Raw genomic sequence first — 21,602 nt, 5'->3', positions numbered from 1 at the left:
CACCGTCAGTCCCGCCCGGACAGTGCGCAGGGCGGCGCTTCGCGCGGCAGTTCGACGCGAAAGGTGGTGCTCCCCTCGCCCGAACGCACGCTGATCGTGCCGCCGTGCCCCTGCACGATCTGGTGCACGATGTAGAGGCCCAGTCCCAGCCCCTGGTGGCGGCCGGGCTCGCGCTCGCGTCCGCGGAAAGGGTCGAAGAGCTGCGGGATCAGCGCCTGGGGGATCTCCCCGCCGTTGCGGACCGTCATCACGACACTGTGCGGTGCGGTGCCGTCCAGCGCGGCCTGGACGGGCTGCCGGGGGTCGCCGTGGTGGATGGCATTGCCCAGCAGGTTGGACACGACCTGGCACAGCCGCTCGGCATCCCACTGGCCGCCGAGGTCGCCCTCCTGCCATACCTCGATGATGCGATCGGGATGGCTGGTGCGCCATTCGGCGGCCGTGCGCTGCACGAGTTCGCCCAGGTCGGCAGGCGCCGCCCGCACCGGCAGCCCGCCGAACTGGCGCACCCGCGTCACGTCCAGCAGGTCTTCGATCATGCGGCCCATGCGCTGTGCGCTGGTCTGCACCTTGTCGGCCATGGCCAGGACCTTGTCGGGCTCCTGCGTCTTGCGCAGCACGGCGGCACTGGCGAGGATGGCGCTGAGCGGGCCGCGCAGGTCGTGGCTGAGCACGGCCATGAACATCTCGCTGAGCTTGAGCGCATGGGTGCGGGCCTGGAGCTCGCAGGCCAGCGCCACCTTCTGCCGGTGCATCTCGAAGAACACATTGGCCTTGTTGACCAGCATGTGCGGATCGATGGGCTTGTAGAGGAAATCGACGGCGCCGTTCTCGTAGCCCTTGAATTGCCAGTTCTGGTCCCGCGATCCCGCGGTCATGAAGATGAGCGGGATGTGGCGGGTGCGCTCGCTGCCCCGGATGAGCTCGGCCAGCTCGAAGCCGTTCATCTCGGGCATCTGCACGTCGAGCATCGCCAGCGCCACGTCGGCGTGGGCCAGCAGCAGTTCCAGCGCCTCGGGGCCGGAAGCGGCCTTGAGGATGTGCACGTCGTCGCTGCGCAGCAGCGCCTCGAGCGCGATCAGGTTTTCCGGCACGTCGTCCACCAGCAGGCACTTCACCGGTGCGGCGTGGCGCTGCGGCGCGGACGCGGCGCGAGGCATGCGCGGCGGCGCGATCATGCGCGGCTCCCGGGCGGCAGCGCAGCCAGCCAGTCGGCGATGCGCTGCGGCGAAAGGACGTGGGCCGGCGTACACAGCTGCAGCGCCGCTTCGGGCATGGAACTCATGGGAGCGCTTTCGGGATCTTGCACGATGGTCGTGCCCCCCGCGGCCTGCACGGCCGCGATGCCCTGGGCCCCGTCGTGGTTGGCGCCGGAGAGCAGGATGGCCAGCAGCCGCCCGGCGTAGGCGTCCGCGGCGGACTCGAAAAGAACGTCGATGGACGGACGCGAGAAATGCACGGGATCATCGACCGACAGGGCCAGCGACGGCCCGGCGTCGATGAGCAGGTGGTAGTCGGGCGGCGCGAAATAGACGGTGCCCGCCTGCACAGGCTCCTTGTCCTGCGCCTCGCGCATCGGCAGCGCGCAGCGCGGCTGGAAGATCTCGCACAGCAGGCTGCGCCGGTCGCGGGGCAGGTGCAGCACCACGAACACCGCGGCGCGCTGCGCGGGCCCGAGCGCGGGCAGCAGCACGGACAGCGCCTCGATGCTGCCGGCGGAACCGCCGATGACGATCGCCTCGAACGGCCGGGCGGGCACCTGCGGGGCGGCGGTGGGACGGATCATGCGCCCCCCCGCTTCTGGTAGATGCGCTCGGGCGCGACCAACTCGTCGAACGATTGCACGTGCGACGAAAAGCGCAGCGACTCCTTCGAGCCCAGCCCCAGGAAGCCCTTGCGGCAGAGCGCCTCGCTGAAGAGACCCAGCGCCCCGTCCTGCAGTTCGCGGTCGAAGTAGATGAGCACGTTGCGGCAGGAGACGAGGTGCACCTCGGCGAACACGCTGTCGGTCGCCAGGCTGTGGTCGGAGAACACGATGTGCCGGCGCAGGCTCTTGTCGAACACCACGCGGCCATAGGCGGCCGTGTAGTGTTCCGACAGCGACCCCTTGCCGCCGGAGCGGGCGTGGTTCTCGGTGAAGGACGGTATGCGATCGATCGCGTACACGCCGGCCTCGGCCGTCTGCAGGGCATTGGCGTTGATGTCGGTGGCGTAGATCAGCGTGCGCTCCAGCAGGCCCTCCTCGCGCAACAGGATGGCGAGCGAATACACCTCTTCCCCGGTGCTGCAGCCCGCCACCCACACCTTGAGCGAGGGATAGGTGCGCAGCAGCGGCACCACGGTTTCCCGCAGGGCGCGGAAGTAGGTGGGATCGCGGAACATCTCGCTCACCTGCACGGTGAGGTATTCGAGCATGGCCGGGAACACTTCCGGTTCGTGCAGCACCAGGTGCTGCAGCTGCGAGAGCGTGCGGCAGGAAAAGCGGGTGAGCGCCGCCTGCAGGCGGCGCTTGAGCGACGCCTGCGCGTAGCCGCGGAAATCGTAGTGGTAGCGGCGGTAGATGGCCTCCACGAGCAGGTACTGCTCAATGTCGAAGGTCTTGCGGCGCAGCGCCGCCCGGGCTTCGTCTTCGGAGTTCACTTGGGCATCCACACGCGCACCAGGGACAGCAGCTTCTCGACGTCCAGCGGCTTGGCGATGTAGTCGTTGGCGCCGGCCGCGAGGCATTTCTCCTGGTCGTCCTTCATGGCCTTGGCCGTGAGGGCGATGATCGGCAGGCGCCGCCATTCCTGCCGCTTGCGGATCTCGCGCATGGCGGTGAAACCGTCCATCTCCGGCATCATGATGTCCATCAGCACCAGGTCCACCTGCGGCGCGTCGCCGGCCTGCGAGCGCTCCAGCGCCTCGAGCGCCTCGCGTCCGTTGCGCGCGATCTGCACCTTCGCGCCCGTGGGCTCGAGCACACTGGAGAGCGCGAAGATGTTGCGCACGTCGTCCTCCACCACGAGGATGCTGCGCCCCTCGAAGGTCGATTCCCGGTCGCGCGCCAGGCGCAGCATCTGCTGCCGCTCCGCGGGCAGGCTGGACTCCACCTGGTGCAGGAACAGGGTGACCTCGTCGAGCAGGCGCTCGGGCGAACGGGCATCCTTGATGATGATCGACTTGGAAAAGCGCCGCAGCCGCTGTTCCTCGTCGCGGGACAGGGAGCGGCCCGTATAGACGATCACCGGCGGGAAGGCGACCTCCTCCTGCCCGGCCATCTGCTCGAGCAGTTCGTAGCCGCTCAGGTCCGGCAGGTTCAGGTCCATGACCATGCAGTCGAAGGTGCTCTCGCGCAGCAGTTGCAGCGCGCGCTGGGCGGTTTCCGCGCCGACGATCTCCACGTCGCCGTTGGCCAGCAGGTGGCGCATGCTCTCGCGCTGGCGGTCGTCGTCTTCCACCACCAGCACGCGGCGCAGCGCCTGGGTGAACTTGGATTCCATGCGCTGCAGCGCCTGCACGAGCTCGTCGCGCTTGACGGGCTTGAGCGCGTAGCCCATGGCACCCAGGCCCAGGGCCTCCTGCGAATAGTCGGCCACCGACACCACGTGCACGGGAATGTGGCGCGTGGCGGGATTGCGCTTGAGCTGGTCGAGCACGCCCAGCCCCGAGAAATCGGGCAGATTCATGTCCAGCACCACCGCGCTGGGCATGTAGTCGGTGGCGGCCGCCAGGCCTTCGCCGCCGCTGTGCGTGACGATGCACTGGAAGCCCATTTCGTGGGCCAGGTCGTAGAGGATGCGGGCGAAGCGCGTGTCGTCTTCCACCACCAGGATGGTGCGCCTGCCGGCCTGCAGCGCGTCGCGATCATCCGCCACCGCCGATGCCGGACGCCGCGGCGGTGCCGGCATGGGGGCCAGGGCCGGCTGCTCGGGCACCTCCGCTGGCAGGGCGGAGGCGGGCGTGGCGCTGGCCGTGGCCACCGCGAGCTGCGGAGCGGGGGCCGGTGCCTGCGCGGCGGGCTGGCTGCTCTCCGGGGCATGGACCGGCAGCACCAGCGTGAACACGCTGCCCTGGCCGGAGGTGCTCTGCACCGAGACGCTGCCGCCCAGCAGTTGCGCGAGGTCGCGCGAGATCGACAGGCCCAGCCCCGTCCCGCCGTACTTGCGGTGGGTGCTGCCATCGGCCTGGCGGAACGCCTCGAAGATCAGCTTCTGCTGGTGCTCTGGAATGCCGATGCCCGTGTCGCGCACCGAGAACGCCACCCGGCCATCGGGCTGGGCCGCCACGCGCAGCGCCACCTCGCCGCGCTCGGTGAACTTGATCGCGTTGGACAGCAGGTTTTTCAGGATCTGGCCCAGCCGCTGGGCGTCGGTGCGCAGCACGTCCGGAACGCCCGGCTCGACCACGGCGCTGAACGCCAGGTTCTTCTCTCGGGCGAGTGGCCGCAGGGGCTCCACGATGGACTGCACCGCGCGCGCCACGTTCACGGGCTCGATCTCCACCGTGGCCTGGCCGGCCTCGATCTTCGCGAGGTCGAGGATGTCGTTGATGAGGTTCAGCAGGTCGTTGCCGGCGCCGTGGATGGTTTCGGCATAGCGCACCTGCTCCTCCGTGAGGTTGCCGCCCTTGTTGTCCGCCAGCAGCTTGGCCAGGATCAGGCTGGAGTTCAGCGGCGTGCGCAGCTCGTGGCTCATGTTGGCGAGGAACTCGCTCTTGTACTGGCTCGCCTGCTCCAGGTCGCGGGCCTTGTCGGACAGCGCATCCTGCGCGCGCAGCAGCTGCTGCTTCTGGTATTCGAGCTGCTGGGTCTGCTCTTCCAGCTGGGCGTTGCTCTGCTCCAGCTCGGTCTGCTGCGCCTCCATCTGCGCCTGCGACTCCTGCAGGACACGGCTCTGCTGTTCCAGTTCCTCGTTGCTCACGCGCAGTTCTTCCTGCTGGGCCTGCAGCTCTTCCGCCTGGCGCTGCGTCTCGTCCAGCAGCGCCTCGAGCTGGGAGCGGTCGATGGCCGAGCGCACGGCGACGGCGAGCTGCTCGGACGCGCGCGACAGCATGTCCATGTCGATGGGCTGCACGGGCCGGAAGAAGCCCAGCTCGATGACGGCATGCACCACGCCGTTGTGCACGGCCGGCAGCACCACGAGTTCCGCGGGCGTGCTGTGGCCCACGCCGGACTGCACCTCCAGGTGCGACGCGGGCACGTGCCGCGCATGCACCGGCTGCAGTGTCTGGGCCACCTGCCCCACCAGCCCCTCGCCCACGGCGATGCGCTCGGGGCCGGTGCCGGAGAGCGCGTACGCGCCGAAGCGGCGGAACGTGCCGTGCCCGTCGGAGACATAGGCCGCCCCCACGCGCGCGCCCAGCCGGCGCGCCAGGTAGGCCAGCACGCGCGGGCCGAGCTCGTCCAGCCGCAGGTCGCCCCGGACCTCGTCGGACAGGCCCATCAGGCCGCTGCGCACCCAGGCCTCGCGGGCCTTGGCGCGGTGGTCCGCGGCCGTCATGGCGGCCACGCCCAGGATGAACACCAGCAGCAGCAGCGAGCTGCCCCAGGTGAAGTACGCCGCGAAGCGCGCCGAGTCCTCCCACATCGCGCGGCGCTCTTCCAGCTCTTCGCGCTCGGCGGCGATCATCTCGCGCACCAGCGAGCGGATGGCGTCCATGGTGGCCCGGCCGCGGTCCGTACGCACCACGGACAGCGCCGCGTCCGCCTGGCCGGAAAGGCGCAGCTGGATGGTTTCGTGCAGCTCGGACATCTTCTGGCGCGCGAGGGGCGCGAGCTGCTCGTAGCGGCGCAGCTGCCGCGGCGAATCGCCCACCAGTCCCCGCAGCCGCTCCAGCTCGGTCGTGAGCGAGGCCTCGGCGGTCTCGTAGGGGCCGAGGTAGCGGGGTTCGCCGGCCAGCAGGTAGCCGCGCTGGCCGGTTTCGGCGTCCTTGATGATCGACAGCACATACTGGATCTGCACGATCGACTCGACGGCCGAATTGATGCGCCGTACCGCCTCGCCGCGGTCCTGCTGCGACTGGTAGGTGAACACGGCGATGACGGTGGTCGCCAGCGCCGCCAGCACGAAGCCCAGCAGCATCCGCAGCGGCATGCTGTGGCGGATCTTGTCGTTCGGGAGGGGGTGGGAAGGCATGGGGGGTGCGGGACGGGAAGCACCGGATCATAGGGTGCGGACACCGCCGCGCACGTAGGCCATATCCTGCAAAAGAAGGAGCAGCCGTCCCGCGCAGGGCCTTACGCTCCCGCCAGTGCCTGCAGTCGAGCCACTTCCGCGCGCAGGGCTTCGTTCTCGGCGGAAAGCTCTGCCACGCGGCGGCGCAGCGCCTCGACGTCGTCCCGGGGCGCGGACGGCCCGCCCGGTTCGGTGGCGCGCTCCGGCGCGGATCCATCCTGCGGAATCTCCGCACGTGGCCTGCGGCGTGCGTCGCGCGCGCGCTTCGCGGCCTGGCGCAGCTCATCCTTGCCGGCCACCGCCGCGGCGCGCTGCTCTTCTTCGGGCAAGGTGGCCACGGCGGCCGCGGTGTTGATGGAGATGGAGCCCGAGCGCACGGCAGCCACCAGTTCGGGCGCGGCCTGCTTCTGGATCTTCTCGATCATCACCACCTGGCTGCTGCTCAGGCGTGCCGCCCGGGCGATGGCTTCGCGGCTCTTCAGCGGCTCGGCCTCCGGCACCCCCGCGGCGGCGTCCTGCGGCGCGGCGGAGCCGGTATCGGCCGGCCCCTCCCACGGCGCGGCACCGTCCGCGGGCTCCGCCGCTCCGGAGCCCTGGGCAGCGGCGGGCGCAGTGGCGGCCACGCGCTGCGCCAGGATTTCCCGCTTGCGCAGCGCCAGCACGCCGCGCTGGAAGTCCGAGACGCTGCGGCGGCCGAGGTGCTGGTCGATCATCCAGAGATGCACGTCTTCCATGGAGCGGAAATGCGGATGCTGGACGGTGTTGAACGGCAGCCCGTGCTTCTGGCAGATGCCATAGCGGTTGTGACCGTCCACGAGCACGTCGCCCCAGAGCACGAGTGCATCGCGGCAGCCTTCGGCGAGCAGGCTGCGCTCCAGGGCGGCATGCTCCTCGGGCGTGAGCGGATCGATGTAGGCCTTGAGTTCTTCGTTGACGATGATGGGCATGGGTGGGTTCGCGCGGGCCGCCAAAAGGGGCGGCATTGTAGTGAATGCGCGCGCGCCGGAATTCCGCAGCGCGACGGCACGCCCCCCTCCGGCGGACCGACAATGCGGCCATGCATCCGATTGCCCGGCCGTCCCTCCGCCCCTCCAGCCTGCGGGGACAACTCACCCTCTGGTTCGGTGCGCTCACGCTCGCCAGCGTGCTGGGCGTGGGCTTCTACCTGGGACGCATCGCCACGCAGGACCTCGCGCGCTTCGCGGGGGACCTGCTGCACACCACGGCCCGCTCGGCCACCGACCTGCTCGCCACCAACCTGCGCGAGCGCGCGCTCGAGATCGACCTGCTGCGCCAGCTGCCGCTGTTCACCCAGGGCGACCTGGGCGGCGAGGCCATGCGCCGGGCGCTCGACCAGCGCAAGGACGCGCACAGCGAGTACGCATGGATCGGCATCGCCTCCCCGGAAGGCCGGGTGCTGCAGGCCACGGGCGGCCTCCTCGTCGGAGAGAAGGTGGACCAGCGCCCCTGGTTCCGCGACGCCACCACCCGTCTTTTCGTGGGCGACGTGCACGACGCCGTGCTGCTGGCCAAGCGCCTGCCGGAACGTCGCCTCGACCAGCCGCTGCGCTTCATCGACTTCGCCGCGCCCATCGTGGACGCCAACGGAACGCTGCGCGGCGTGATCGGCGCCCATGCCCACTGGTACTGGGTGACCGAAACCGTGGAGGCGGTGGCCGTGGACCGTGCGGCGGGGCCCGGCATCGAGGTGCTCATCGCCGACCGGTCGGGCAATGTGCTCTATCCCTTCCGGCTCGCGGGCCAGAGCCGCCTGCCGGACCGGGCCGCTGCGTCCGCGCGCTACGAGCGCCTCACGTGGGCCGACGGCACGGAATACCTGAGCAGCACGGTCCCGCTGCCATCCGTGGCGGGCGCGGACCTCGGCTGGCGCATCGTCGTGCGCCAGCCCGCGGACGAGGCGCTGGCGCCGGCCCGTGCCCTGCGCCGCCAGCTCGCGCTGCTGGGGCTGGCCGCCGCCCTGCTCTGCGGCCTGGTGGCCTACCGGCTCGCGGCGCGGTTCAGCCGGCCGCTGGAACTGCTGGCGCGCGCGGCGCACGCCATCGAGCGCCGGGAGGGCGTGCCCCGCTATCCCGACGGCACGGACACCCTCGAAGTCGCCCAGCTGAACCGTTCCTTCCAGTCCATGACGGCCTCGCTGCTGGAGCGCGAGCAGGAGCTGTCGCGCCTCAATACCTCCCTGGAGAACCAGGTCCGCGAACGCACTCTGGCCCTGCACCAGGCCAACCAGGAACTCGAGAACCTGGCGGTGCGCGATCCGCTCACCGGGCTCTACAACCGCCGCCGCTTCGACGAAGCGCTGCAGGCGTACACGGCGCGGTGCCGCGAGCTCGGCCACCGGTTCGCGCTGATGATCGTGGATGCGGACCACTTCAAGCGCGTCAACGACACGCACGGCCACCAGACGGGCGACGCGGTGCTGCGGCACCTGGCGGGCGTCATCACCGGCTGCGTGCGCTCCACGGACTTCATCGCCCGGTTCGGCGGCGAGGAGTTCGTCGTGCTGATGCCCGAACCCCGCGACCGCGAGGAAGGCCGGTTCGTGGCAGAGAAGATCCGCCTGGCCGTGGGCCATACGCCCTTCCCCGGCGTGGGCCACCTGACGGTCAGTATCGGCCTGGCCTTCTGCCATGGAGGGGGCGAACCGCTGGCGACCATCCTCGAGCGGGCCGACAAGGCCCTCTACCAGGCCAAGGAGGAGGGCCGCGACCGGGTCTGCGTCGCGCCCGCGTCACATACCAGCACGTAGTTCCGGCGGGCGACCAGCTCACGCGTGCCGGCCACGCGCGCGGGCCGGCCGAGATGGGGACGATCCGCCAGCAGCGCGGCCTTCTTTTGAAAACAGCCCATGCAGGCAAGCCGGCAGGTACAGAGGCTGCACGGTCCGGCGCGCGGCTATCATCCCGCGCTCCGGAAACTCCCATGCGACCGCACCGCTTCACGCCCTTCCTGCTGCTGGCCCTGTGGCTGAATGCCTGCCTGGGCTGGTCGTGGCATGAGGCGACGCACCTGCGACAGGCCCTGCAGCCCGCCGTGCCTGCGGCGGTGGCGGCGGCGGGGGTGACAGCGGCGGCAGGGGACAAAGGCAGCCCGTCTGCCTCCGCTGCGTCCGAAGCGCCCTCCGAAGACACGGCGCCGCAGCACGGGACATGCGCTGCCTGCCTGGCCTTCGCCCACCTGCAGGCCGCCGCGCCGCAACCGGCGCCGCAGCCCTGTCCGGAAGGGCCGGGCGCCACCCCCGGCCCCCCAGACCATGCCGCACGGGCGCGCGGACGCTGCACCGCGCAACCCTTCCTGGCGCGCGGCCCTCCGGCCGGCACTGCCAACGCGCCCGCGCCCTCCGCAGAGGCGGCCTGAGCGCGCGGCGGCATATCCCGGCCGCCTTCTTCCTTTCCTCTTCGCTTCCTGCCCAGGACCGCGGTTCCGCGGACACGCGGGGGCCCATGCCGTGCGCGCACTGCCGCACGGCGCCCCCGGCGTGCCGGAATGGCTGCAGTCCACTTGTTGCACCATCGATTCCATGCCCCTTTTCCGTCACCCTTCTTTCAAGGCCCTGCCCCTCGCGATGGCCGCTGCGGCCCTCGTGGCAGGCGGCGCGCGCGCGCAATCCGGCCCCGCCCCGTCCCCTTCCGGCGACGCCCAGCTGTCCACCGTCGATGTCGTCGGCCGCACCGATTCCGGCACCTACCAGGCCCAGGAAGCCGCGGACGCCAAGACCGACCTGCCGCTGCGCGAGCTGCCGCAGTCCGTGCGCGTCATCACCCGGCAGGCCATCGACGACCTCGGTGCCACGCGACTGGACGACGTGCTCGACTACGTGGGCGGGGTCTCGCGCCAGAACAACTTCGGGGGCCTGTGGGACAACGTCGCCATCCGAGGCCTGCCCGGCAACGAGAACACCGGCTCGGCCACTCTGCTCAACGGCTTCTCCGGCAACCGGGGCTTCAACGCGCCGCGCGACATGGCCGGCGTGGAGCGCATCGAATTCCTGAAGGGCCCGGCCGCCGCGCTCTACGGCAGCAGCGAACCCGGCGGCACGCTCAACATCGTCACCAAGCGGCCGAAATGGAAGCCCGCCAACGCGGTGGAAGCCTATGCAGGCAGCCACGGCTATCGCCGCGGGGCACTCGACAGCACCGGTCCGCTGGGCGAGAACCTGGCCTACCGGCTCAACGTGGCGGTGGAAGACCGGGACAGCTTCCGCGACTTCGTCAGCGCGCAGCGCCAGGTGGTCGCGCCGGCCTTCACCTGGAAGCTCGGCGGCAGCACCGTGCTGGACTACAGCGGCGAATACCTGCGGCACCGCGCGCCGCTGGACCGGGGCGTGGTGGCGGTCGGCAACCGGCTCGGCGACGTGCCGCGCAGCCGCTTCCTGGGCGAGCCGGGCGACGGCGACGTGACCGTGCGCAACACCACCCACCAGCTGTCGCTGCTGCACGAGTGGAACGCGCAGTGGCGCAGCCGTTTCGCGCTCTCCTACCGCACCACGGGCCTGGACGGGTTCTCCTCCGAGGCCTCGTCCCTGCTGGCCGACGGCACGCTGCGCCGCCAGCGCCGCTTGCGCGATTTCTCGTCCGACGACACGGCGCTGCAGGGCGAGCTGATCGGCAACCTGCAATGGGGCGACACGCCGCACGAACTGCTGCTGGGCGTGGAGACCTACCGCTACACGCTGGATGCGCGCATGCTGCGCATCAATCCCACGGCCGCCGCGCCCTACGCGATCGACATCCACCAGCCGGTGTACGGGCAACCCCGGCCGGCCCCCGGCCCCAATACGGACTTCACCGAACGCCAGCGCAACACGGCCCTCTACGTGCAGGACGCGATCCAGCTGGCGCCGCAGTGGCGCGTGCTGGCCGGCGCGCGCTTCGACCGCTACCGGCAGACCTACGACAACCACCGCACCGGCACCACCGACGGCCAGGACCCGACCGCCGTCTCCCCGCGCGTGGGCGTGAGCTGGCTGCCCCATGCGCAGTGGACGGTGTACGCCAACGCGGGCACGTCGTTCCGCCCGAACAGCGGCTTCACCTCCGCCGTGGGCCGGAGCGGCCTGGCGCTGGATCCGGAGAAGGGCCACGCGCTGGAAGTCGGCGTGAAATGGGAGAGCGCGGACCAGCGCCTGGGCGCCACGGCCGCCCTCTTCGACATCACCAAGCGCAACATGCTGACCACCGATCCGGTGGACAGCAGCTTCCAGGTCACGGCGGGCAAGGTGCGCAGCCGCGGCCTGGAGTTCGACCTGGCGGGACAGCTCAGCACGCACTGGCGCCTGAACGCCAGCCTGGTGCTGAACGACGTGGACGTGCTGCGCGACAACACGCTCGAGATCGGCAGCCGCCTCATCAACGTGCCGCGCGTGAACGGCAGCCTGCTCGCGGTGTACGAGGATGCGCTCGCCAGCGGCCAGCGCTATGGCGTGGGAGGCGGCGTCACGCACGTGGGCCGGCGGCTGGGCGCGGCCCGCACGCAGGCCGAAGCGCAGGCCGGCACGCCCGCCTTCGAGCTGCCCGCCTACACCACGGCGAAAATCGTCGCGTACTGGCGCCTCACGCCCGCGGTGCGGCTCACGCTGGACGTGGACAACGTGTTCGACAAGACCTACTACGCCACGTCCGTGAGCCGGCTGTGGGTGACGCCCGGCAGCGGGCGCACCGTGGCCGTGGGCCTGCAGGCCCGGTTCTGAGACGCCGCACTCCATGCGCCATTCCATGAAGAATCCGTCGCCCCTTGGCGCCACGCGGCGCGGCACCCTGCGGATGCTGGTCGCCGGCGCCGCGGGCGCGCTGGCGCCGGCCCTGCAGGCCCGGGCCGCGGGCGAGCAGGCACGCCTGCAGATCGTCGGGCCCTGGGAAATCGCCGGCCTGGCCCCGGCGGTCAGCGGCTACGTGTTCACGCGCCTGCAGATCGCCGAGACACTGGTGGATACCGACGACGACGGCACGCTGCTGCCCGGCCTGGCGGAAGGTATCAAAGCCTCGGCCGACGGCCTCGTCTGGCGCTTCGTGCTGCGCCGGGGTGCGCGCTTCCACGACGGCACCCCCGTGCGGGCCGCGGCGGTGGTCCGGTGCCTGGAAGCCGCGCGCAGGCCGCCCTCGCTGCTGAGCGGCGCCCCGATCCAGTCCATCGAGGCCGAGGGCGAGTCCACCGTGCGCGTGTGCCTGTCCACACCGCATGCCGCCCTGCCCGCGCTGCTGGCGCACAGCAGCACGCTGGTGCTCGCGCCCGCCAGCTACGGCGCGGACGGCGCGGTGCAGTCCATCGTCGGCAGCGGGCCCTACCGCGTCACCGTGCTCGCCGCGCCCCAGCGCGTGGAGGCCGCGGTGTTCGACGGCCATGGCGGCCCGCGCCCCGCCATCGAACGCGTGGCCTATCTCTGCGCCGGGCGCGCCGAAACGCGGGCCCTCATGGCCGAGTCCGGCCAGGCGGACCTCGCCTACGGGCTCGATCCGGCCAGCACCGTGCGCCTGCGGCGCCAGGCCGCGGCCGGCGGAACGGTGCGGGTGGAATCGGTGACGCTGCCGCGCTCGGTGGCGATCAAGGTCAACGCGGGGCTGCCGGCACTGCGCGATGCGCGCGTGCGCCGCGCGATCAGCCTGTGCATCGACCGCGCCGGCATCGCCCGCGCGCTGCTGCGCGACCCGGGGCTCGCGGCCACGCAGCTCTTTCCGCCCACGCTGCGGGCCTGGCATGCCGAGGACCTGGATCCACTCGCCTGCGATCCCGAAGCGGCAGCCCGGCTGCTGGCCGCGGCGGGCTGGCGGCGCGGCGCGGACGGGCTGCGGGATGCGCAGGGCCAGCCGCTGCGGCTCGCGCTGCGCACCTTCCCCGACCGGCCCGAACTGCCACTCATCGCCACCGCGCTGCAGGCCCAGTGGCGCGAGGCCGGCATCGCCGTACGCGTGGACGTGGGCAACTCCGGCGACATCCCGCTGGGCCACCGCGACGGTAGCCTGCAGCTCGCGCTGATCGCCCGCAACTACGCCACCACGCCCGATCCCACCAGCACGCTGGCACAGGATTTCGGCCGCCGCGGCGGCGACTGGGGCGCGATGGGCTGGTCCGACGCGGGCGTGGCCGACGCCCTGGCCGCCCTGCAGGCCGGGGGCATCCCGGCGGAGCGCGCCGCGGCGCTGCGCCGGCAGGTGGTGCGGACGCTGCAGGACGAACTGCCGGTGATCCCGGTCGCGTGGTACCGGCAGACCGTGGCCGTGAGCACGCGCGTCGGCCAGGTGCGGCTGGACCCGCTGGAGCGCTCCTACCGGCTCACCGCGATGGAGTGGCGCGCATGACCACCCGTACATCCCCCATGCCTTCTTCCTCCAGTTCCTCCTCCACCGCCGCCGAACGCATCTGGGCCCGCATGCTGCTGCGCCGGGCGCTGCAGGCCGTGGCGCTCGCGCTCATCGTCGGCACGCTGTGCTTCGCGATGGCCCGCACGCTGCCGGGCGACATGGCCACGCGCATCGCCGCCGGACGCTACGGCTACGACCTCGTGTCGAATGCCGCGGCCGCGGCGGTGCGCGGCGAACTGGGCCTGGACCGCCCAGTCTGGCAGGCGCTGCTGGCCTGGTGGGGCGACATCGTCCGGCTGGACCTGGGCACCTCCTACGTCAGCGGCGATCCGGTGTGGCGGGAGATCGCGCACCCGCTGGCCGCCACGGTCGAACTGTCGCTCGCGGCGCTGCTGATCGGCATGGCGCTGGGGCTGCCGGCCGGCATCTGGACGGGCCTGCATCCGGGCGGCCGCACCGACCGCGCCGTGGCCGCGCTGTCCGTGCTGCTGCGGGCCATGCCGCCCTTCCTGCTCGCCGTGCTGCTGATGCTGGCGATGGCCGTGCACCTGGGCATGCTGCCGGTGGCCGGCGATGACCATGCGGCCAGCCTGCTGCTGCCCGCGCTGACGCTGGGCCTGGGGCTCGCCGCGGGCCTGGCGCGGGTGTCCGGCGCCGCCATGCGACAGGCCGCCGCGTCGCCTTCGCTGGCGTTCGCCCGCTCCAAGGGGCTCACCGACGGGCAGGCGCTGTGGCGCCACGGACTGCCGCAGGCCGCGCTGCCGGTCGTGGCCTACCTCGGCATGCAGGGCGTGTTCCTGGTCGAGGGGGCCGTGGTCGTGGAAACGCTCTTCGCGTGGCCCGGCATCGGGCATGCGCTGGTGCATGCCGTCTTCGGTCGCGACGTGCCGATGATCCAGGGCGCCGCCCTGTGCATGGGCCTGCTGTTCGTCTTCTTCAACCTGCTGGTGGATGCGGCCTGCGTGGCGATCGATCCCCGGCGTTCCACCGAGGTCCGCGCATGACCGCCGTGCCGTCGCCCCCCTCCGCACCGCCCGGCGCCTTCGACGCCGCCGCCCAGGCGCCGGTGCGCCCCGCCGCCCGCGCAGGCCGCCGCTGGGGCCTCGTGGTCCTCGGCCTGCTCGCGGCCTTCGCGGCGCTGGGCCCCGCGCTGGTGGGCACCGATCCCGCACGCCAGTCGCTCGCCGACAGCCTGCTGCCGCCCGGCCGCGCGCACTGGCTGGGCACGGACCTGTTCGGCCGCAGCACGCTGGCCCGTCTCGCCCATGCGGCGCAGCTCTCCCTGGGGCTGGCGCTGGCCGCATCGGCGAGCGCGGCGCTTCCCGGCGTGCTGCTGGGCGTGGCGGCCAGCTGGCGCGGCGGCGCGCTCGACCGCTGGCTGGTGCTGCTCGCCGACGCCGTGCTGGCGGTGCCGGGCCTGCTGCTGGTGCTGCTCTTCGCCACGCTCGCGCCGGGGCGGCACTGGGCGCTCTACCTGGGCCTGTCGCTTTCGCTGTGGGTGGAGTATTTCCGCGTCAGCCGCGCGGCGAGCCGGCCGGTGCTGGCCGGCGACGCGGTGCAGGCCTCGCGGCTGCTCGGCTTCGGGCCGGCCTACCTGCTGCGCCGCCATGTGCTGCCGGCGCTCGCGCCCGTGCTCGGCACGCTGCTGCCGTTCACCGCCGCCCAGGCCGTGCTGGCGCTCGCGGCGCTGGGCTTCATCGGCGTGGGAATCCAGCCGCCGACCGCCGAGCTGGGCCTGATGATGACCGAGGCGCTGCCGCATTACGAAGAAGCCCCCTGGCTGATCGCGGCCCCCGTGGGCCTGCTGGCCTGGCTGGTGCTGGGCATGGCGCTCGTCGCGCGCCCCGGAGAGCCGGCATGAGCGCGGCTGCCCCACTCCTGCAGGTGGACGACGTCGGCGTGCATGCGGGGCCGCTCGCGCTGCTGCAGGGCATCTCGTTCACGCTGCACCCCGGCGAGGCGCTGTGCCTCGTCGGCGAAAGCGGCGCGGGCAAATCGCTGCTGGCCCAGGCCGTGATGGGCCAGTTGCCGCCGGCCCTGCGCGCCAGCGGCAGCGTCGCCATCGCGGGCCGCGCCAGCCGGGCGGAGGACGGGCCCGCGCGCCGGCCGCTCTGGGGGCGCACGCTCGCGCTGCTGCCGCAGGAGCCCGCGCAGGCACTCAGCCCGCTCATGCCCATCGCGCCGCAGTTGGCGGAAGTGCACGCGCTGGTGCGCGGCGAAGCCCCCGACCGTGCGCGGGCGGCGGCCCGGGCGCAGCTGCAGGCCGCCGGCCTGGGCGCCGCGGCCCGGCAGCATGCCTGGCAGCTTTCGGGCGGCATGGCACAGCGGGCCGCCGCTGCGATCGCGCTCGCGGGCGGCGCGCGCATTCTGCTGGCGGACGAACCCACCAAGGGCCTCGACGCCGCATGGCGCCGGCACGCCATCGACGGTCTGCAGGCCCTGCTGCGCGAGGGGGGCTGCGCCGTGGTCATCACGCACGACCTGGACCTCGCGCGCCAGCTGGGGGGCGCCATCATGGTCCTGCAGGGCGGCCGGGCCGTGGAGATGGGCCGCGCCCGGGAGGTGCTGGCCGCGCCGCGGCATGCATTCACCCGCCGGTTGATCGATGCGGATCCGTCCGCATGGCCACGCCGCGGACCGCCCCCCTTGGGCGAGACGGTGCTGCAGGCCACGGGGCTCGGCAAGGCGTTCGCGGGCCGGCAGCTCTTCCAGGGCGTGAACCTGGAACTGCGCCAGGGCGAGCGCGCGGTGATCCGGGGCGACAGCGGATCGGGCAAGAGCACGCTGGGCAACGTGCTGTTGGGCCTGGTACGCGCGGATGCGGGCTGCGTACGGCGCGCGCCGTCGCTCGCGCCCACCACCCTGCAAAAGCTCTATCAGGACCCGGCGGGCGCCTTCGCGCCGCAGGTGGACCTGGGCACCACGCTGCGCGACGTGGCCCGCCTCCATGCGCAACCGTGGGCGGCGCTGGAGCAGCGTCTGCAGCGCCTGGGACTCGACCCCGCGCTGCTGCGGCGGCGCCCCGGCGAGGTATCGGGTGGCGAGCTGCAGCGCATTGCGCTCGCCCGCGCGCTGCTGGCAAGGCCCGCGCTGCTCTTCGCCGACGAGCCCACGTCGCGCCTGGATCCGCTCACCCAGCGCCACACCCTGGCGCTGCTCACCGAGACGATGGAGAACGCCGGGGCCTGCCTGCTGCTCGTCACGCACGACGACGCGCTCGCGCGCGCCGCCGGTACCCGGACCCTGAGGCTGCAGGGCGGCGTTCTGGCCCTGGACGAGGAAAAGGAAACGGAGAAGGCAGCGCACGCTCCCGGATGACACCGGGGGTAAGCGGCGTCCCACGCGCCGCGCCGGGAGCGCGCGCGAGCATAGGCACGTACCGGCACGCCATCGCGGCGCCGGTGCACGGCCCTGCAACGACCGGATCGCCGCCACCATGTCCTCCACCCCCTCCCAGGCTGCCGCCAGGCGGCCTCCCAGCCAGGCCCGCATCCAGGCGGCCCTGAAGCAATCCTTCGGCCTGCGCGCCCTGCGCGCGGGCCAGCGCGACGTGATCGACCGCGTGCTGCGCGGCGAGAACACGCTGGCCATCATGCCCACGGGCGCCGGCAAGTCGCTGTGCTACCAGTTGCCTGCGCTGCTGCTCGCGGGCCGTACGGTGGTGGTGTCGCCGCTCATCGCGCTCATGCGCGACCAGTGCGACGCGCTGCGCGAGCGCGGCGTGCCGGCCGTGCAATTGCACAGCGCGCTGGACGCCGAGGAAACGCGCGCCGCCGAGGCAGCCGTGGCCGACGGCAGCGCGCGCATCGTGCTCACCACGCCCGAGCGGCTGGCCGACGCCGGCTTCCAGGCGCTGCTCGAAGCCGGCGGGCCCGTGGACCTGGTGGCCGTGGACGAGGCACACTGCATCTCGCAATGGGGCCACGACTTCCGACCGGCCTTCCTCGACATCGCCCAGGCCCTGCCGCGCCTGGGCCGCCCCACGGTGCTGGCGCTCACCGCGACCGCCGCCGGCCCGGTGGCGCAGGACATCCGCCGGCAGCTGGGCATTCCGGCCGCGGGCGTGGTCGATACCGGCACCTACCGGCCCAACCTGCACTACCGCGCCGAGCAGCTCGCCGACGAGAAGGAAAAGCGCGACCGCCTGCTGCGCACCGTGAAGGAATCCACAGGCTCCGGCATCGTCTACACCGCCACGGTGAAGGCCGCGGAGGAGGTGCATGCGCTGCTGGCCGGTGCCGGCGAATCCGCGGGCATCTACCACGGCCGCATGCCCGCCGCCGAGCGTGGCCGGGCGCAGGACCGCTTCATGGCCGGCGACCTGCGGGTGATGGTCGCCACCAACGCCTTCGGCCTGGGCATCGACAAGCAGGACGTGCGCTTCGTGATCCATTACCAGATGCCCGGCGGGCTGGACGCGTACTACCAGGAGTCCGGCCGGGCCGGGCGGGACGGGCAGCCGGCCGAATGCACGCTGCTCTTCCTGCGCAAGGACAAGGCCGTGCAGCAGTTCTTCCTGGCGGGCCGCTACCCGACGCCCGACGACCTCGACGCGCTTTACGCCGCGCTGCAGTCGCCCCCGCCGGGCGCGCACGAAGGCTGGACGCTGGACCTGCTGCAGCAATCGCTGGACCGGCCCCGCCCCAAGCTGCAGGTGGCGCTGGGCCTGCTGCGCCGCCGCCGCATCGTCACGCAGAAGGCCGACGGCCGCCTCTCGCTGCGCCGCGCGGGCATGGACAGCGATGCGCTGGTCGCGCTGCTCGAAGACTACGCGCAAAAGCGCACGCAGGACCAGGACGGCCTCGAGCGCATGGTGTTCTACGCGCAGACCGGGGGCTGCCGGTGGGAGGTGTTGCTGGATTACTTCGGCCATGCGCGACCGGCGCAGCGTTGCGGCACCTGCGACAACTGCCGGCGGATCGCTGCGCTCGACGCGCAGCAGGCCATCGCGAACGCGGCCGCGTCGTCCGCGGCCGTACCGCCCACGCTCGCGCCGGCCGCACTGGCCACGGCCCGCAAAAAGCCGTCGGACGTGCCGGCCATCGCCCTGGTATCGCCAGGCCCTGCCGCGGCCGAGGCGAAGCCCGCCACGCCCGCGCGCCCCGTGTTCGAACTCGGCATGCCGGTGCGTGTGAAGCGCTACGGCGAAGGCACCGTGCGCGCGATCGCATCGGAATCGATCACCGTGGCATTCTCGGACGGCAGCGAGCGCTGCTTCCAACCCGAGTACGTGCGCAAGGCGCGCAGACGCCGGGCGGCGGCCAACGATGCCGCGGCGGAGGGTGAAGCGGCCATGGTAGGGCCTGCATTGGCGCTGCGCACCGCTTGAGCACTCCCTACCAAACCCTTTTCTTTGCCTGCAGGGATGGGGCTGCGGAGCCGGCGAACGGGCGACAGGAAAAAACACAGCCGCGTCGCACCGCGCAACTCACGCTTTTCCGTCTACATGCACGCATGCACCTTGCGTTTCCAAGGAGTGATCGACGTTCCCTCTTTCCTGGAAAAACCGCATCGCATCCACATTGCGGACCTTCACGTTGTCCACGTGCTGCAACTGGCGCTCGCGCTCCCGAATGGCCAGTTCCTTGGCCGCGTTCTCGCCATGCTTCTTGACGGAAAAGCGCTTGAGGAGCACGACGCCGTCGGGCAGCTTCGTGGACGCGATCCAGTAGCCCGTCCTGCCGCGATCACGGCTGACCCCCGCCACGCCGCTGGTATTGAGCTGGCTGAGGCGCCGACGATGCTCGCGGCTGTCCAAGGGCGGGTACATCTCCAGCAGTGCGTTGCGGTAGGCCCGGGCGGCGGCCAGCGCGGCTTCCGGGCTGTCGTAGTGGTGGTGGTAGAAGTAGCGCGCTCCCACGCGGCGGCCGTCGCGCCGCAGGCGCACGAGCCAGCTGGTGGTACCCTTGCGCTTGTCTTGGCTGCAGATGATGCCGTAGTTGCCCTGCAGCAACGCTTGCGCATGGGCAGGCGCATCCGGCGCCAGGGCCGATCCCGTCGAATGGCCCGGTACGGCGCTCTCGCCCTCGTCCTCTCTCACCGCCCGCGCAGCCACGTCCACACCACCTGTGCGTCGTCCTGCGCCGGCAGCCCCAGCGCGCCCATCGGTTCCCCCGCCTGCTTGAACACGAAGCGGTGCGGTGCCTGAACGAACATGCAGGCCGGGGGATGCAGGGCCGGCAGGCGACCTTCCCAGACGCCCGTCTTCGGCGTGCGCATGCCCGACCGGCAGGCCGGCGTCGGGCCGTCGCGCGGGTCCAAATCCTGGGGCGCCGCATGTGCGTGGGAAAGCGGTGCTTCCGGCAGCGGCGCGGCGGCCCGCCAGTCGCCTACCCGCGTCAGGGTGAAGGTCTGCAGGCAGCGGGTGCCGTAATCGAACGTGGCCACCACGCTCCAGGTCTGGCCGCCCTGGCCGCGTACCGCGAAGCAGAGCATGGGGTGCTGGTGCATCACCTCGTCGGGGGAGTCCGCCAACTGTTCGATCAGCGTCTCGGCCTGCGCCTGGCGCGGCCCCTCCTTGTCGAACCACGGCCCCTTCCAGGCGGAGGCGTCCAGCGTGAAACCCTGGAATCCCCATTGGCGCTCGCCCTCGGGTGCCGCAGGGTCCAGGCTCTGCAGGACCAGCGTCAGCCCATGGTCTTCCGCGTGCAGCAGGTAGGGCTCCGCATCGCGCGCGCGAAAGAGCATGTCACGGGCCATGCCCTGCACTTCCGGCAGCCGTTGCAGCCATTCCAGGCGGCTGCGCGTGCCGAGTTGTTCGGTGAGTGGCGATGGCAGGGCTTCTAGACCGGGATGCATGGCGGGCTCCGCGTTGTTGTGTTGAGGCCCATGGTTCCGTCCGGGCCAGCGGCACGGCGGTCGAAGCTTGGAGATGGATTCAAATCCGCAACATCTTTATATTCAAGCACGGCCGCAGAGCGGGGCAAAACAAACCAAGAAATCAATGCCAAACAAACGATTGCGAAAACTGCCACACAAAGTAGCAATACACAGAATTTCTTGAAAATACAAAATCCTTTCCAGGGACCCTCTGCAAAACCTCGTTTTTCAAAAACCAAGCCTAATGAAATCAATGACTTACGAGGCCCTTTCTGGGAGTTTCAAGGGGTTTGCAGACCCTCCCCTAGGCACCGCCATTTTTCAAAAAATTATCGACAACCATATACGAAAAAACAGCAAAAAAACCTCCCAAACCTCCAAAAACACTATAATAAAAAGATATAGCATCCAGCCCAGGATATCTTTTCAATATCACAAAAAACAATAAATTCACAACAAACAAGCCCAAGAAAAATGCGTAAACAAAAGCAAAAAAAACACCAAATCTTTCGCCTATCTTTAGTGCAGACGCAAGCAACATCAAATGCAAAATCAGAGATGTGAAAAAAGTCACCCCCCATATAAACCAATATACACCGCGATAGCCCCTATCGGAAAAAAAAACAAAAATGCTCGCCAATAATAAAGAGGAGAGGAAGCTACTAAAAATATAACTCTTTACTTGCATGATTCCGCATATTTAAAAACATCTTTATCCACTTTACCCCAGAGCCAGTCCGCAAGCGCATTATTCATCTTACCCATCGGCCCCACGCCCTCGCCATATGTGTGTACAGTAACTTCATTGGCACTTTCCGAAACCCAGCGTCGTACAATACCGGGATATAGTAGGTGGCTTTTCTCGGTGATATTAGTGACCATTGACCTATCGGGTGACACCACGTGAGTTACAGGCCCCACGGGAAAAGCAAAACCACTTTGTTTATTTGCAATAGGCTCTCCACTCGCCCCCCCGCGTCAGAATAGTTGTCGCCTCGATAGGACTCCGGTGTTCGGAGTTCATGAAGGTAGTAGGAGGCTGTGTAGTTGTGGTCGAAGGTCTGCGTGGTGGGCAACGCGAAGCGTTGTCCACGGCAAGCGGGCCGGTGCGCGCAGCGCATCGTCCACAAATGCACAGCCTTGCAGGTGCCTTCAGGCGCCGGCCCGCTGCCGTGTGTTTCACCCCGGGGGCGAAGAGCGAGAAGCCAGTTGGCACGATACGGACAAGCATTCAAAGACAGAGCGGTGGGCAGGTTGCTGCCACCGCACAGCGCCACGCCCGACGAGCTGGCGCGTGAGATCGGCGTGAGTG

At 70.6% G+C, this 21,602-nt stretch carries 17 protein-coding genes; 8 read left to right on the top strand and 9 right to left on the bottom strand.

Annotated elements, in window-relative coordinates; translation table 11 throughout:
• Nucleotides 1–5: 5 nt before the first annotated feature.
• The 5 genes from BLR99_RS03610 to BLR99_RS03590 form a co-directional block, all read right to left on the bottom strand.
• Complete coding sequence (locus BLR99_RS03610) at nucleotides 6–1,178, bottom strand: hybrid sensor histidine kinase/response regulator (RefSeq protein WP_048857641.1); 1,173 nt, start codon at nucleotides 1,176–1,178, stop codon at nucleotides 6–8.
• A complete protein-coding gene (locus tag BLR99_RS03605; protein ID WP_011797023.1) occupies nucleotides 1,175–1,786 on the bottom strand; it encodes a chemotaxis protein CheB in 612 nt (203 codons plus the stop codon). The genes BLR99_RS03610 and BLR99_RS03605 overlap by 4 nt, the downstream gene beginning before the upstream one ends.
• A complete protein-coding gene (locus BLR99_RS03600) occupies nucleotides 1,783–2,640 on the bottom strand; it encodes a CheR family methyltransferase (protein WP_048857642.1) in 858 nt (285 codons plus the stop codon). Before BLR99_RS03600 ends, BLR99_RS03605 begins: the two co-directional genes overlap by 4 nt.
• Nucleotides 2,637–6,116 (bottom strand): response regulator, encoded by a 3,480-nt coding sequence (locus BLR99_RS03595; protein ID WP_170838018.1) that lies wholly within the window; start codon nucleotides 6,114–6,116, stop codon nucleotides 2,637–2,639. The genes BLR99_RS03600 and BLR99_RS03595 overlap by 4 nt, the downstream gene beginning before the upstream one ends.
• Nucleotides 6,117–6,217: 101 nt before the next feature.
• Entirely contained in the window at nucleotides 6,218–7,102 is an 885-nt protein-coding gene (locus BLR99_RS03590; protein WP_041827575.1) for a hypothetical protein, read from the bottom strand.
• 110 nt (nucleotides 7,103–7,212) lie between these two features.
• Between BLR99_RS03590 and BLR99_RS03585 the strand changes: the two genes are divergently transcribed.
• The 8 genes from BLR99_RS03585 (at nucleotide 7,213) to BLR99_RS03550 (ending at nucleotide 18,800) form a co-directional block, all read left to right on the top strand.
• Nucleotides 7,213–8,922: a sensor domain-containing diguanylate cyclase gene (locus BLR99_RS03585; protein WP_041827576.1), complete on the top strand. Its 1,710-nt coding sequence runs from the start codon at nucleotides 7,213–7,215 to the stop codon at nucleotides 8,920–8,922.
• 173 nt (nucleotides 8,923–9,095) lie between these two features.
• Nucleotides 9,096–9,530 (top strand): hypothetical protein, encoded by a 435-nt coding sequence (locus BLR99_RS03580; protein WP_041827577.1) that lies wholly within the window; start codon nucleotides 9,096–9,098, stop codon nucleotides 9,528–9,530.
• A gap of 163 nt (nucleotides 9,531–9,693) precedes the next feature.
• Nucleotides 9,694–11,862, top strand: a complete 2,169-nt coding sequence (locus BLR99_RS03575) for a TonB-dependent siderophore receptor (protein WP_046060806.1) — start codon at nucleotides 9,694–9,696, stop codon at nucleotides 11,860–11,862.
• Between the two features lie 13 nt (nucleotides 11,863–11,875).
• The gene (locus BLR99_RS03570) at nucleotides 11,876–13,468 is read left to right on the top strand and encodes an ABC transporter substrate-binding protein (protein ID WP_228193962.1); all 1,593 of its coding nucleotides are present in this window, start codon (nucleotides 11,876–11,878) and stop codon (nucleotides 13,466–13,468) included.
• Nucleotides 13,465–14,475, top strand: coding sequence for an ABC transporter permease (locus BLR99_RS03565; RefSeq protein WP_082081995.1), 1,011 nt, complete (start codon nucleotides 13,465–13,467; stop codon nucleotides 14,473–14,475). The genes BLR99_RS03570 and BLR99_RS03565 overlap by 4 nt, the downstream gene beginning before the upstream one ends.
• Nucleotides 14,472–15,332: an ABC transporter permease gene (locus BLR99_RS03560; protein ID WP_048857643.1), complete on the top strand. Its 861-nt coding sequence runs from the start codon at nucleotides 14,472–14,474 to the stop codon at nucleotides 15,330–15,332. The genes BLR99_RS03565 and BLR99_RS03560 overlap by 4 nt, the downstream gene beginning before the upstream one ends.
• Nucleotides 15,329–16,789: an ABC transporter ATP-binding protein gene (locus BLR99_RS03555; protein ID WP_061855815.1), complete on the top strand. Its 1,461-nt coding sequence runs from the start codon at nucleotides 15,329–15,331 to the stop codon at nucleotides 16,787–16,789. Before BLR99_RS03560 ends, BLR99_RS03555 begins: the two co-directional genes overlap by 4 nt.
• Nucleotides 16,790–16,907: 118 nt before the next feature.
• Entirely contained in the window at nucleotides 16,908–18,800 is a 1,893-nt protein-coding gene (locus BLR99_RS03550; protein ID WP_048857653.1) for a RecQ family ATP-dependent DNA helicase, read from the top strand.
• 99 nt (nucleotides 18,801–18,899) lie between these two features.
• Here BLR99_RS03550 and BLR99_RS03545 read toward each other — a convergent pair whose 3' ends face one another.
• The 4 genes from BLR99_RS03545 to BLR99_RS23235 all read right to left on the bottom strand — a co-directional run.
• Nucleotides 18,900–19,532 (bottom strand): AP2/ERF family transcription factor, encoded by a 633-nt coding sequence (locus BLR99_RS03545; protein WP_017438960.1) that lies wholly within the window; start codon nucleotides 19,530–19,532, stop codon nucleotides 18,900–18,902.
• Nucleotides 19,508–20,269, bottom strand: coding sequence for a hypothetical protein (locus BLR99_RS03540; RefSeq protein ID WP_011797035.1), 762 nt, complete (start codon nucleotides 20,267–20,269; stop codon nucleotides 19,508–19,510). The genes BLR99_RS03545 and BLR99_RS03540 overlap by 25 nt, the downstream gene beginning before the upstream one ends.
• A 325-nt stretch (nucleotides 20,270–20,594) precedes the next feature.
• Nucleotides 20,595–20,978, bottom strand: coding sequence for a hypothetical protein (locus BLR99_RS22410; protein ID WP_133246125.1), 384 nt, complete (start codon nucleotides 20,976–20,978; stop codon nucleotides 20,595–20,597).
• A 220-nt stretch (nucleotides 20,979–21,198) separates the two neighbouring features.
• Nucleotides 21,199–21,602 (bottom strand): hypothetical protein (locus BLR99_RS23235; protein WP_211481574.1); only part of this gene is annotated, 404 nt, incomplete at its 5' end.

Origin of the sequence: Paracidovorax citrulli (assembly GCF_900100305.1) — a bacterium.
GTDB lineage: Bacteria > Pseudomonadota > Gammaproteobacteria > Burkholderiales > Burkholderiaceae_C > Paracidovorax > Paracidovorax citrulli.
The sequence above is the reverse complement of the archived record's forward strand: the minus strand, read 5'-3'. Positions and strand labels throughout refer to the sequence as shown.

Bases quoted from the DNA above. Each gene is read 5' to 3' on its own strand.
- BLR99_RS03610 (WP_048857641.1), bottom strand. From the start codon at position 1,178: ATGATCGCGCCGCCGCGCATGCCTCGCGCCGCGTCCGCGCCGCAGCGC.
- BLR99_RS03605 (WP_011797023.1), bottom strand. From the start codon at position 1,786: ATGATCCGTCCCACCGCCGCCCCGCAGGTGCCCGCCCGGCCGTTCGAG.
- BLR99_RS03595 (WP_170838018.1), bottom strand. From the start codon at position 6,116: ATGCCTTCCCACCCCCTCCCGAACGACAAGATCCGCCACAGCATGCCG.
- BLR99_RS03590 (WP_041827575.1), bottom strand. From the start codon at position 7,102: ATGCCCATCATCGTCAACGAAGAACTCAAGGCCTACATCGATCCGCTC.
- BLR99_RS03585 (WP_041827576.1), top strand. From the start codon at position 7,213: ATGCATCCGATTGCCCGGCCGTCCCTCCGCCCCTCCAGCCTGCGGGGA.
- BLR99_RS03580 (WP_041827577.1), top strand. From the start codon at position 9,096: ATGCGACCGCACCGCTTCACGCCCTTCCTGCTGCTGGCCCTGTGGCTG.
- BLR99_RS03575 (WP_046060806.1), top strand. From the start codon at position 9,694: ATGCCCCTTTTCCGTCACCCTTCTTTCAAGGCCCTGCCCCTCGCGATG.
- BLR99_RS03570 (WP_228193962.1), top strand. From the start codon at position 11,876: ATGCGCCATTCCATGAAGAATCCGTCGCCCCTTGGCGCCACGCGGCGC.
- BLR99_RS03565 (WP_082081995.1), top strand. From the start codon at position 13,465: ATGACCACCCGTACATCCCCCATGCCTTCTTCCTCCAGTTCCTCCTCC.
- BLR99_RS03560 (WP_048857643.1), top strand. From the start codon at position 14,472: ATGACCGCCGTGCCGTCGCCCCCCTCCGCACCGCCCGGCGCCTTCGAC.
- BLR99_RS03555 (WP_061855815.1), top strand. From the start codon at position 15,329: ATGAGCGCGGCTGCCCCACTCCTGCAGGTGGACGACGTCGGCGTGCAT.
- BLR99_RS03550 (WP_048857653.1), top strand. From the start codon at position 16,908: ATGTCCTCCACCCCCTCCCAGGCTGCCGCCAGGCGGCCTCCCAGCCAG.
- BLR99_RS03540 (WP_011797035.1), bottom strand. From the start codon at position 20,269: ATGCATCCCGGTCTAGAAGCCCTGCCATCGCCACTCACCGAACAACTC.
- BLR99_RS22410 (WP_133246125.1), bottom strand. From the start codon at position 20,978: ATGCAAGTAAAGAGTTATATTTTTAGTAGCTTCCTCTCCTCTTTATTA.